The organism is Reichenbachiella sp., assembly GCF_033344935.1.
Taxonomy (GTDB): domain Bacteria; phylum Bacteroidota; class Bacteroidia; order Cytophagales; family Cyclobacteriaceae; genus Reichenbachiella.
Genome location: NZ_JAWPMM010000001.1, coordinates 1,057,909 through 1,070,866, shown reverse-complemented (window position 1 = coordinate 1,070,866; position 12,958 = coordinate 1,057,909). Strand labels below are relative to the sequence as shown.

The following is a 12,958-nucleotide window of genomic DNA, read 5'->3' as shown; positions in this document are numbered from 1 at the left end:
TCTTGGCAAAAAGCAAAAACTCTCACGATCGAAGTCTATATACCCAAGCCAATTAGTGGGCTCATCAAAACCTTATAACTTTACACTCTCAACTTTATACTATACAACTCCCGAATATGAAAGCAATAAACTATATATCAGACAACAAACAAAGGTTCCTAGATGAGCTGTTCGACCTGCTCAGAATACCATCCGTAAGTGCTGACTCCAAATTTGATGGCGATGTACGCAAAGCGGCTGAGTTTATCAAAGAAAAATTTGAATCTGCTGGTGTGGACAAAGCCGAAATCTGTGAGACTGCGGGACATCCTGTGGTTTACGCTGAAAAAATGGTGGATGCCAGCTTACCTACAGTCTTGGTATATGGGCACTACGATGTGCAGCCTGCCGATCCTTACGAACTGTGGGATTCTCCTCCATTCGAACCGGTGATCAAAAACGACAAGATCTATGCCCGTGGTGCCTGCGACGACAAAGGTCAGATGTATATGCATGTGAAGGCCTTCGAAGCCATGATGGCCAATGATGAATTGCCTTGCAACGTTAAATTCATGATCGAAGGTGAAGAGGAAGTAGGCTCTGAAAACTTAGGCGTATTTGTAAAAGCCAATAAAGAAAAGCTCAAAGCTGATGTAATTGTGATATCTGATACAGGCATTATCAGCAACGACTGCCCGTCGATGACAGTAGGATTGAGAGGATTGAGTTACCTTGAAGTAGAGGTAGTAGGACCAAATAGAGATCTACACTCGGGCATGTACGGTGGTGCTGTCGGTAACCCGATCAACACGTTATGTGATATGATTTCATCTTTGATCGATGAGAAGGGACATATCACCATTCCTGGTTTTTACGACAAGGTGCTAGAGCTGACTCAGGCAGAAAGAGAGGCCATGGCCAAAGCGCCATTCGATTTAGAAGAATATAAAAAGGAACTTGACATCGCCGATGTAAAAGGCGAAGAGGGATTTACCACTTTAGAGAGAATCGGCATTCGACCAACGCTAGATGTGAACGGCATCTGGGGCGGCTATACAGGTGAAGGAGCTAAGACGGTTTTGCCATCGAAGGCTTACGCCAAGATCTCCACTCGACTGGTACCCAACCAAAACAGCGACGAAATCACTGAATTGGTAAAAAACCATATCGAAAGCATTGCACCTGCTCACGTGAAGGTAAAAGTAACGCCTCATCACGGCGGAGAAGCAGCAGTGATCCCTACAGATTCTGATGGCTTCAAAGCAGCCAGCAAAGCGTTCGTTCAAGCCTGGGGCAAAGAGCCGATTCCGATGCGCGACGGCGGTAGTATTCCAATTGTGGCACTATTTCAGGATGTGCTCGGCTTAGATTCTGTGATGCTCGGCTTTGGTCTCGACGAAGATGCCATCCACTCGCCTAACGAAAGTTATGGCGTATTCAACTATATGAAAGGTATTGAGACCATCACGTGGTTTTATAAATATTTTGCAGAAACTAAATAATTAAAATGTAGTCGTTTCAAAAGGCATAAAAACCGTCATCCCGAGTGAAACGAAGTGATCTCAAGCTCGATCACCGAATCAATATCAAGATTGCCACGCTTCGCTCGCAATGACGTACGACTGTTGAAACTCTTTACTACTTTTCAAATTAAATCAAAGCATAGTGCGTAGATCCAAACTAGTCATCAACTGTCAGCCTTCACTTTCTCCATTTCTCAAAAAAGAAGTGCAGGATCTTGGCTATCGAATCTTGAAAGCCGAAAAGAATGGCGTGACCGTAGAAGGCGGTTGGCAAGAAGTGATGCATCTCAATTTGAATCTGCGTACCGCCTCACGGGTGCTTTGGTTGATCAAATCCTTCGAAGCTAATCATCCGGACAAGATGTACGAAGAGGCGAAGAAAATTCCCTGGCAAAAACTCTTGCCAAAAGGCACAAAAATCTCTGTGCAGTCCTATGTGAAAAATGACTTTATCCGAGACGGCCGATTTGCTAACCTTAAACTCAAAGATGCGATCGTCGACCGTATGCAAGAAGAAACTGGCGTTCGCCCGGACTCTGGCAATCAGAAAGACCAGACCGTGGTTTACCTGTTTTGGCATTTGAACAAAGTGCATGTCTATTTTGATACTTCAGGGGAAACTATCACCAAGCACGGGTATAGAAAATTGCCTTTCAAAGCACCGATGCTAGAATCTCTGGCTTCAGCTTGCCTGATCTCTGCCGGCTGGAATGACAAAAAAGGGGCCTTCATCAATCCCATGTGTGGTAGTGGCACTCTTGCTATTGAGGCTGCGCTGATGGCAGCTGGCATTCCTCCGGGTCTCCATAGAAACAACTTTGGTTTCATGCACATCGAAGGTTACGATCCTTCCCTATGGAAAGAAACATTGGCGAAAGCCGAATACAAGGACCGAATCAAATCCAGTATCATAGCTACTGACTGGAACGGTGACGCTATCGAAGCCGCCCGTGCCAATGCCCGCACTGCCGGCGTGGAAAAAATGATTGATTTTGATAAAGTGCCTTTTCAGGAAACCTTTGTACCGTCTGGTCCGGGCATCGTGATGCTCAATCCGGAATACGGCGAAAGACTTGGAGAAGAATCGATGCTAAAGTCCGTTTACAAGGACATTGGCGATTTTTTCAAACAGTCTTGCGGTGGAAAAATGGGTTACATCTTCACTGGTAATTCTAGCTTGGCCAAGTCTATTGGACTGCGTACTAAAACCCGTACAGAATTCATGAATGCTCGTATCGAATGTCGATTGTTAGAGTATGAACTGTATTCGGGGAGTAGAAGGTAATCCCTTTCGTCATCACGAAGGAGGCACAACTGAAGTGATCTTAAGCTTGTTTCGTAAGATTAAGATTACTTCTTCGATCGTCCCTCTCTCATCGCAATGACGGAAATTTTTATGATCATTAAATCAACATTTTCTGATATCCCATATATACGAAGTAGAACACTTGCGCTGCCGCCGTGGGATAACGTTAGTGATTGAGGAATAATCAAGAATTGACTCCTCCTCTTCTTGCATTCTCCCTCTCCTCTCCATAATTTGCATCAAAAGCGCTAGATTGAAAAAAGTACTAATTGTTATCGTTATTGGAGTCCTTCTGGCCGGTGCCGGATGGGGAGGTTTTTACCTCTGGAAACAAAGTAGAATCTCTATTTGGTCATTTGTTCCCGACAATTCAATTCTCGTCTTTGAACCCAACGATTTCACTTATCTCTGGCGTCCTGATGACAACAGGAAAATAATTAAAAACCTAAAGTCACTACCAGAGTTAGATTCCGTCCAGCGAGTCATTAGTCAACTTGACTCTGCCACAAACCATCAATTTTCCAAAGTAGTTGATCAAGGGCATCTACTCATTTCCTTTCATCAAAATACCAATGAGTCTTTAGCTGCATTATACATTCTCGAGGTACAAGAACTACAGCAACATAGCCTGCTTAGCGACCTACAGGAATATATGAAGGACAGTCTAAACTTTGAGAAAAGCGAAAGGGTATATCAGGATTATGTCATTACGGAATTCAAAAAAGATAGAACTACGCTCACCTATATTTTTCACAAGAACTACTTAATAGCAAGTCTTTCTCCATTTCTGGTAGAAGATGCTATTCGCATGATTACAGACAGCAAAGTCAATACCTATCAAGAGACTGAACTGCATGTGGCAGAAGTGGCTCAGGGGACTACCGGTGCAGGTCGGTGTTATATCAATACCAATTACCTCAATAAGTTGGCTGGTATTTTTGCTAATCCTGTCGAAATCGATACTACACCTCTAAAATGGTTAACTCATCTCATGTACCTGGATTTGACCATCGATAACGACAAAATAGATCTGTCTGGATTTGCGGTAAATGACACTTCCAAAATCAACTACCTATCTGCCTTTGATGGCATTCGTGGCGTCGGATTTGATATGAAAAACATTGTGCCGGCCAGTACCTCGTATGTACTTCACACATCGGTAGAAGATGTAAGCCAATGGCACATCGGTCTAAAAAATTATTGGCGAAAACATGAACCTGCACAACTGACCCAAATCGGAGAACTTGAAAATAGATTCGATTTCAACATTCGAGATTTTTATGAATTCATGGGTAACGAGGTGGGATACTTTGTGTTAGAGTCCAGCCGATCGTTCAACTCAGATTTGATCTTTTGTATCGAACACAAAAGCCAGGAACTAGCCATTCAATTTTTTGAATCATTAGCCCAAAAGGCCAATAAGGACTCCTCCTTATATCTAGAAAATTATGCCGAAAGACAAATCAAGCACATCAACATCGACGAAATTCCGGCCCGTCTTTTTGGATCTATGTATAATGGATTCCCTTCGGTCTATTACTTTGTGGATGGCAGTTATGTGTATTTTGGCAACAGCCAGCAGGTACTAGAAATATTGATCGACGACATAGATCAGGAAAACACCTGGCGACGCTCAGTACGGACGAACGCCTTTTTGGAATCCACGCACGAAGACGCCAATTTCAGTATGTTTATCAAATCCAGAGGAGCCATCAATAAAGTAGGCAAAGTGCTCAATGATAACTGGGCCAAATATCTGGAAGAAAACAAAACGATCCTATCACAAATTGAATATGGTGCTGTGCAATTCACCCATGTGGATGGAGAATATTATACCAGTTTGTTACTACAACATCCTGGTGATTTGATCAAACAAATCAAACCACAATCCTTTGAGGTCCAGAAACAACAAGGATTTGCCAACAATCTCATCTCTAAACCCTTTGCCGTTCGCAATCACAATGACCGCACGCTAGAAATGATGGTACAAGACGAAGCATTTACTCTTCATCTTTTAGATGCCAATCTCAAACCTGCTCTTCAGATCCCTTTGAAAGGGAAGCTGAAAAGCAAAATTTACCAACTCGACTACTATAAAAATGGCAAGCTCCAATATCTATTTGCTTTGGACAAAACCGTGCACCTGATCGATCGAAATGGCACTTACATTCCTGGCTATCCGATTAAACTGAAATCTGAAAACCTAATTAGTGAGTTGTCTTTGATCGACTATGATAAGTCGAGGAATTATCGCATCATGGTAGCAGATAGCAAAGGCAACTACTATCTCTACAACAAGGCAGGTAAACTGCTCGACGGTTGGAATCCTAAAAAGATGGGAAGCAGTCCGGCGACGCTCGGTAGACATGTACGCGTACAGAAAAATGACTATATGCTACTGGTACAGCAAAATGGGATCTTCCAAAACCTGAATCGAAGAGGTGAAACTAGAGATGGTTTCCCGATTGATTTGAAAGGAAATATTTCTCAAGACTATTTCATCAGTAAGGGCAGCAAACCCGCCAATACTGAAATTTCTGCTTTGACTGACTTAGGAGAATTGGTCTCTTTCAATTTGGCGGGAGTGGTCACTAACCGTGGGCAATTAGTCAGAGAAGAAGAACAGGTGACCTTTCATCTAGTGAATTCCGGCACAGAAAAAGAATTTATTGTAATTAAGAAAAATGGCAATGAGCTCACCGTATTTAATGAAGCACTTGTAGAGCAATTCAAAGTAGAATCTAAAGCTGAAAAACTGATCTTTCAGTATTATTACTTTGGTATAGACAATCAGTTAATCATCCTCATCGATCAGGAAAGAAAACAAGGATATATCTATAACCAAGACGGAAGATTGTTGCACGAAGACCCACTGGATGTCGGGCATGAACTGGCTGTACTTTTTCAGGAAAGCAAAGCTCAATATGACTTATATTGCAGTACAGGCAATCAAATCAACATCGTGTCTCTGAAAAATAAACTATGAGCAACCTCCTCTCCAAAAAGGCCAACTTCGGTACTTTACCAGTTTTCCTGACGGCTATCTCTACCATTCTCGGTGCAGTCATGTTCTTGCGTTTCGGGTTTGCTGTGGGCAGCGTTGGATTTTTAGGTACTGTGGCTATAGTCATTATTGGACATATGGTGACGATACCTACGGCCATGTCCATTGCTGAGATTGCCACTAATCAAAAGGTAGAAGGTGGCGGAGAGTACTACATCATATCCCGTTCGTTTGGTATCAATATAGGTGCCTCGATTGGTATTGCCCTTTACCTTTCTCAAGCCATTAGCGTAGCTTTTTATGTGATTGCCTTTGGCGAAGCCTTTGATCCGGTGATTGCCTGGGCTAATGACGTTTACAATTTGGGCATTGCAGATAAACGGTGGATCACGATTCCTGCTGTACTCTTACTTAGTATTCTGATGCTTACCAAAGGCGCAGACTTGGGTATGAAAGCCTTGTACATCGTAGTAGCCACTTTGTTCGTTTCCTTGACATTCTTCTTTCTGGGCAGCACGGATTACCATGCGAGTTTGCAGAAGTTTGATATCATGGCCAGGGTCACCGAAAGTCAAGATTTCTTCATTGTGTTTGCAATTATATTTCCAGCCTTTACAGGAATGACCGCTGGTGTTGGGTTGTCTGGTGACTTGAAAGATCCTAAAAAATCTATTCCATGGGGTACGCTTTCGGCTACTTTGATCGGTATGGTCATTTATATATTTATCGGCTACAAACTAGCAGTGAATGCCAGCCCAGAAGAGTTGGTAAACAACCAGTTGATCATGTCTGAAATAGCGCTATGGGGGCCGATCATTCCTATAGGCTTGGCTGCGGCAACTATCTCGTCTGCCTTAGGTTCTATCATGGTTGCACCAAGGACCTTACAAGCCCTGGCTGCGGATGACATCTTTCCGACCCAAGGTATCAATGGCTTTCTATCCAAAGGCAAGGTAAACACCAACGAACCGGTAAACGCCACGATTGTCACAGTAGGCCTTGCACTATTTTTTGTCAGTCTGGGTAGTATCGACACGGTGGCGAAAGTAATTTCCATGTTTTTTATGGTGACTTATGGTGCGATCTGTACGATATCCTTTTTTCAGCATTTTGCCGCAGACCCTTCCTACCGACCTGCTTTTAGATCAAAGTGGTACATTTCCTTGCTGGGGGCTATCATGTGTCTGTTTTTGATTTTTAAGATGGATGCGGCCTATGCCATTGCTTCAATTACCATCATGGTATTGATCTATTTTGGTCTATCCAAATTCAATGAAGACAAGGCAGGTATGGCCAATATTTTTCAGGGAGTAATTTTTCAGCTGATCCGCCAGATTCAAGTCTTTATCCAAAAAGCCGACAAGGATGACGACAACTGGAGACCATCGGTCATTTGTATTTCGGGTTCTTCATTTGAGCGGCCAGCCGCCTTCGAGATGATGGGCTGGATTTCGCATCGCTATGGCTTTGGCACTTATTTGCACTATATCAAAGGCTATTACTCCAACGAAACCAATTTGGAATCTAAAGAAGAACTGGCTCGCCTGATCAGAGTGGCTGACATTTCGGAAAGCAATGTATATGTGGATACCATGGTATCGCCCTCTTACACCACTGCCGTAGCTCAGGCACTTCAACTTCCTAGTGTGTCTGGCAAAGACATCAATATGATGCTTTTCGAGTTTTCCAAGCATCACCCTGAAGGCTTGCAGGAAATCATGGCCAATTACGCTATGGTTCGGGCTTCTGGATTTGACACTTGTATCTTAGCCAGCAGCGAAAGAGGATTAGACACGAAAGCCGAAATCCATATATGGATCAAACCATCCGACTTCAACAACGCCAACCTGATGATTCTTCTTGGATTCGTGATCTTAGGCCATCCGCAATGGAAAAAAGCCGAAATCAAAATCTCAGCCATCGTCTATGATGAAGAATTAGAAGAACAAAAAGAAGAGCTACTAGAACTCATAAAGACTGGTCGACTGCCCATTTCCGCCAATAATGTGCGAATCATTGAAAGATCCGAAGGAATGGACAACCGCCAAGTCATCAACAAGCACTCCAAAGATGCTGATTTGACAATCCTTGGATTTCGATCAGAAGCAGCCAAACAATTAGGCGAAGAAATCTTCCAAGGTTACGATGAAATCGGAGATGTACTTTTTGTGAACAGTACAAAGTCAAAGGAAATCAAATAGACCTTTGCTGAGCTTAAGCCAAGGCAAACACCAACAAGGTCACTAATCCGATCAACGCCAAGCTAGTCAGGCCAATATAAAAACGGTCGTCACTTTTTTGAATCTCGGAATTTTTAGTGTCTACTGATTCAGTAATGTAAGATTCTACTGAAGGGTTAGTTTTACTGGTAGTCATAGTATTAGAATTTAATTGATTTTAACTTTTCTCTGATGGTAGAAAGACCAAAATCAACAATACCCTACTCAGTAGTACTGCAGTGCTTAAAAGTAGATCGGCAAGAAATAAAGTAAAGGCAGCCATATAGCCAAAATGGCCACTGCGCTATGCCTGAAATGTTTGCCCATTCTTGGATCGTCGGGATGAATCACACGAGCCAGCGCAAAATTCACCAGTCCAATCACTGGTATTCCAATCCAAAGAAAAAGTGAAGATTGTTGGTGATCTGACAGGTATTTAATTGCCATGTTATAGATCAACCACGCATTGGTCAGATAGATAATGGATTGAATGACTGTTGTTTGAAATAGCTGGAACATAGTGCAATGATAATGCGAAACGCCGGATTTTCATCTGGTCTTTCTATCTATTCCTCATTGGAGACAAAATTGGCTTTTATTAAAAATAAAAATAGCGCAACAGAAATACCCGCAGAGCCGAAAGCCATGCACATCACCATAATTTGATAGCGTACGGCGATCAAAGGTGAAATACCAGACAATATCTGCCCGGTCATCATACCAGGAAGCGATACCAAGCCGACAGCAAATAGAGAATTGGTAATGGGAATTAATGCCGCTCTTAAAGCTGTATTTCGGGCTTGCTGGTAGTCTGATCCTCTTTCCAGCTCGGAAGTCAGTCGCTCACCAGCCAGGCTTACACTATTCATCGCATTGGCAAAAATCATTCCAGCTAGCGGTATCAAATATTGTGGCAAATACCAAGGATCAAGCATCAACACGCCTTGAGTAATCAATACCAAAACCGCTAATCCACCAACTATGATGGCAAGCAAAGCCTTGAGCAAAAGTTCGTTTCTCCGTGTACTAAGCGTGCGCAAAGCAATCCAACTCGAAGAGAAAAGCATCACCGCCAATACACCGATCACCATCCAGGCACTGTCCGACTCAAAAATATAGGTAAGCACATAACCCACCAAGACCAGCTGGATGACCATTCGCACTAGCGCCCACACGGATGTTTTCACTCCCTCCTTCCATTTCCAAAGCACAAATAAAACGGCTACGACTGGCACGAAGGCTACCAGTAAATTTGGGATGGATATGATTTGTATGGATTTGTCCACAATTAAGTTAGCTAAGAGGCTTCATAGTAGTTATATTTTTTTGTTTGAACAAGCTATGACTTAATCTTATATTGTACAAGAGAAAGATAGTTAAGACAATAAAAGCGTCTTCTAAATAAGCCTCAACAATTCATTTATTGAGTTGACTTTTGGTCACTTCTACCACGAAAAAGGCATTTCATATAATCCCTGATTTATGGTATAAATCCATTCTTGTGAAGATCTAATTTTTAGTAAAAACTATCAACTTGAAGTTGCTTCCTAACCAAAATATTTAATGATGAGTGATTTACATACCTGCCTAAAAGAGCATTAAAAAGAGTTACTTGTTTTGCCCGGATATACCGGCGTCACATAGGGCTATAAGCAAGTGAAAGGAGAAGTAATTGATCATATGGCCATTGTGGTATTTGTAGAAAAAATTGGGAACTGTGTCTCCTCAATATTTAATGGCTAAGACAAATGGAGACATTCCAAGTATAAAAAACATAATAATTAGAGCTGTTTTCTTATAGATCATGGTTTCTTTCCTAAGGAAACACAACTTTTGAATAGACCTGGTATGGAATCTCCAACTCGTCAAGTCGCTACATTTAGAGTCAATGTATATAAGATTGAATTACTCTGTTCTCCTACATTCCGTGTATTTTTTGTTGGGTGCAGAATCTATTTGTATTCTCGAAGTAGTTTGAAGCCCAACTTTGTAATCTTTTTAGCTCTTCCGTTATTTGATAGAATAAAGATTCCTATTTTTTTGTCGGGAATGAATCCGATAAATGCCGAGCTTCCAGCGATCTGGCCATTATGCCAAATAATGGTATGGTCAGAATCACCTGGAGGATTATATTTTATCCATCCAATCCCCATCTCCAATCCGGTTTGCTTAGGGTTTTCAGAGACAAAATAGCTTTTTTGCAGAGTTTTAAATATTAAAGAATCACTGGAATCCACACCTTCCAGTTGTAGTCTCAAATATTTTAGCATGTCATTACCAGTTGATCTGATACCACCAGCCCCTTCTATTCCACCCTGTTTAAACTTGGTTCTCAGAGTTCTAATTCCAAGTATATTATGTGGTGTTGCAAAATTTCTTTTTTGCTTCTTTGCCAAAGATATTCCGGTATTATTTAGCCCAAATTTTTCAGTTAAATCAGATTTTAACAATTCCTCATAAGTCAAACCCTTTCTTTCTGCCAAAATCTGTCCTAAAAGGCCCATTCCTAAATTGGAATAATGAAATTCACTTTGCTTTTTCTGATTGGGATTGTAGAGGTTTAAATCAAAATTAACAGATTTCTTTCCATACATTGAGAAGAAAGGTATTGGAGGAGGTATAAACGCAATTTTCCATGGCACATCTATTATCCATTGTGAGACTTCCAATGGAGTTAAAACAAATTGATTAAAAGCGATAATTGTTCCTACATAACTTATAAATGTTGGTGTTAAAAGTGTGATTGTATTATTAGGTAAACCACTCGTGTGAGTAGAAAGTGAAAGCAAACTAGTATTTCCGTACTTTTCTTTTCCTTTTATTTGAAGAAAGTCAGACACAGGACTATGGACGTCGATACCATCATCTACAATAGCTTTAGCCAATAGATACCCTGTAAAAGTTTTGCTTACAGAACCTATTTGGAAAACATCTTCACCATCAGGCTTGCGACCGAGTAAATTAATTCTACCAAACGTCAACAAGGAATCTTGTCCATTTTCAAATATTCCAACAACTAATGCACGGCTATTGATTTTCCGTGTAAAACTTCGTGAATCAGTTTCAACTTGATCTATCCAACGTGTATCAAACCCTTGGCATTTTGAATTTTTACAAAATGAAAAAAGAACAAGGGTAGAAATAATTAATTGCTTCATGTCTTATACTCAACGCCCAGCTAGAACTAGTGCCTCTGGACTTTTAAACAACGCTAAAATTTTGGTTTTGCACTTTTACGTCAACTAACTCAGTGGAGAAATGTGCAATATCATTTAATACAGGGCTTTTATTTTTCTTAGTCAAACCGTTTCCACTCTTGTGTTCGGTAGAAAGGCCCCCAATAGCCCCGAATAATCAAAGTATCTTTGTCTTCAAGCCAGAACTTTGCAGAATAAGTTGCACCATTGGCCGGATCAATAATGTGTCCGTTGTTCCAATCTTCGTGCGCTTCCTTAAATCCATACATAAATCTCATTCCTATAATAGGTTTATCCTTAAGATCGCCCTCACACTCTACACAAATTGGGTAGTTGCCCTCATATGGGAGTTGAAATATTTGTTGAATTGTACCGACCAGCTCGTTCCCTCTGGTTTGTAATCTCACATGGGCCTTTACCTGGTTGTACCGGTCATCGATGGTTTCCCAAAGTCCGTTAATTCCAAAACCCTCCACCCTTCGCCATAATTGAGTTCGATAAAAGAGATCAAAAAATCCGTCATATCCTCTTACTTTTATTTCATCACTACTTTCAAACCAAATCTTGCTTTTGTAGATATTTCCACTTTCCGGGTCAAGGACTTTCCCTCCTGTCCATTCATCTCCAGATTTTCGAAAATTCCAAAGGAATTGTAAACCAATCACAGGTTGATTGTTAAAATCTCCCGGACAGTTAATACAAATCGGGTGTTCACCCTGGTTGGGCTGTAGAATAATACTGTCGATTTTTCCTTCCCATGAGTTCGTTTGAATGTTTGGATAGATGTGTATTATAGACAATGGTGCTCCTGTTTCCTCATTAAAAGTCATCCATTTTCCTTGTGGTGATTGGGCATTTGCTGATAATGAGAAAAGAATAAGCAGCCCCAACACTTTGAGTTTTGCAAGGCAAGATTTCTTTCGAGAAGTAATTTCCTCAAATTCTTTTTCATATTTATCGTGGTTCGTTTTCATCAACTTGTCCCACCAAATAAAATAAAGTCCAAAGTTGCTTTTGAAATACCGATGATGCATGTTGTGGTGAGTGGTTGTCGTATGCCAATTGATCCACTTGCTGCGAATGAAACGATTTGGAAAGAGCTCAAATCCCAAGTGACCATGTACATTTCTGACAATCATATATGTAAGGAAAATGAATAAAGCTATTCCATGAACCGGAATGAAGGCCAAGATAATGGGCAATACCATCGCCTGAATAATCGCTTCTAATGGATGAAAGGAATATGCAGCCCAGGGTGATGGATTAGTGCTCATGTGGTGCACCTTGTGGACATATTTATAAACTTTAGGATGATGCATCCATCGGTGTGTCCAGTAGTAATAAGTGTCGTGAAAAACAAGCATAATGACCAGACTCAGGAAGAAGTAAAACCCTCCATAAACCTCAATGTTATGGTAAACTTGGATATAGCCCTTTTGATTAGCCAGATGAACACCAGTCCCAATGGTTGCAAAAATCAGAACGGTACTAAGTGAGTATCGAAACTCATACCATAGTTTGGAAGATTTGGGCCAACTGGGTTGGATAAACCGATGATTCAGAACCTTTCTTAATAGTATCCAGAAGAGCAAAAATGCCACACTTGCCGTAATGAAATACCGAAGGAAATCAATGATGATAATATTGCCATAGGCGGATAAGAACTCGTTGAAAAATACCTCCATAATAATTGAATTTTTCGGCCAAGCTATGAATGGACGTGATGTAAT

At 41.2% G+C, this 12,958-nt stretch carries 9 protein-coding genes; 4 read left to right on the top strand and 5 right to left on the bottom strand.

Annotated elements, in window-relative coordinates; genetic code table 11:
• Window positions 1-116 precede the first annotated feature (116 nt).
• The 4 genes from R8N23_RS04610 to R8N23_RS04595 all read left to right on the top strand — a co-directional run bounded on the left by R8N23_RS04610 (window position 117) and on the right by R8N23_RS04595 (window position 8,013).
• Window positions 117-1,481 (top strand): dipeptidase, encoded by a 1,365-nt coding sequence (locus tag R8N23_RS04610; RefSeq protein WP_318170392.1) that lies wholly within the window; start codon window positions 117-119, stop codon window positions 1,479-1,481.
• A 163-nt stretch (window positions 1,482-1,644) separates the two neighbouring features.
• Complete coding sequence (locus tag R8N23_RS04605) at window positions 1,645-2,787, top strand: THUMP domain-containing class I SAM-dependent RNA methyltransferase (RefSeq protein WP_318170391.1); 1,143 nt, start codon at window positions 1,645-1,647, stop codon at window positions 2,785-2,787.
• Between the two features lie 274 nt (window positions 2,788-3,061).
• Window positions 3,062-5,794, top strand: coding sequence for a hypothetical protein (locus R8N23_RS04600; protein WP_318170390.1), 2,733 nt, complete (start codon window positions 3,062-3,064; stop codon window positions 5,792-5,794).
• Window positions 5,791-8,013 carry an amino acid permease gene (locus tag R8N23_RS04595; protein WP_318170389.1) on the top strand — a complete coding sequence of 741 codons (2,223 nt, stop codon included), beginning with the start codon at window positions 5,791-5,793 and terminating at the stop codon, window positions 8,011-8,013. Before R8N23_RS04600 ends, R8N23_RS04595 begins: the two co-directional genes overlap by 4 nt.
• Before the next feature lie 13 nt (window positions 8,014-8,026).
• Here the strand turns inward: R8N23_RS04595 and R8N23_RS04590 are convergent, their stop codons facing one another.
• The 5 genes from R8N23_RS04590 to R8N23_RS04570 form a co-directional block, all read right to left on the bottom strand.
• Window positions 8,027-8,188: a hypothetical protein gene (locus R8N23_RS04590; RefSeq protein ID WP_318170388.1), complete on the bottom strand. Its 162-nt coding sequence runs from the start codon at window positions 8,186-8,188 to the stop codon at window positions 8,027-8,029.
• A gap of 86 nt (window positions 8,189-8,274) precedes the next feature.
• On the bottom strand, window positions 8,275-8,550 hold the full coding sequence (locus tag R8N23_RS04585) for a hypothetical protein (RefSeq protein WP_318170387.1): 276 nt from the start codon (window positions 8,548-8,550) through the stop codon (window positions 8,275-8,277).
• Between the two features lie 47 nt (window positions 8,551-8,597).
• Complete coding sequence (locus R8N23_RS04580; RefSeq protein ID WP_318170386.1) at window positions 8,598-9,317, bottom strand: ABC transporter permease; 720 nt, start codon at window positions 9,315-9,317, stop codon at window positions 8,598-8,600.
• A gap of 666 nt (window positions 9,318-9,983) precedes the next feature.
• Window positions 9,984-11,189, bottom strand: coding sequence for a serine hydrolase domain-containing protein (locus R8N23_RS04575; protein ID WP_318170385.1), 1,206 nt, complete (start codon window positions 11,187-11,189; stop codon window positions 9,984-9,986).
• A 137-nt stretch (window positions 11,190-11,326) separates the two neighbouring features.
• Complete coding sequence (locus tag R8N23_RS04570; RefSeq protein WP_318170384.1) at window positions 11,327-12,913, bottom strand: DUF2147 domain-containing protein; 1,587 nt, start codon at window positions 12,911-12,913, stop codon at window positions 11,327-11,329.
• Between the last annotated feature and the right edge of the window lie 45 nt (window positions 12,914-12,958).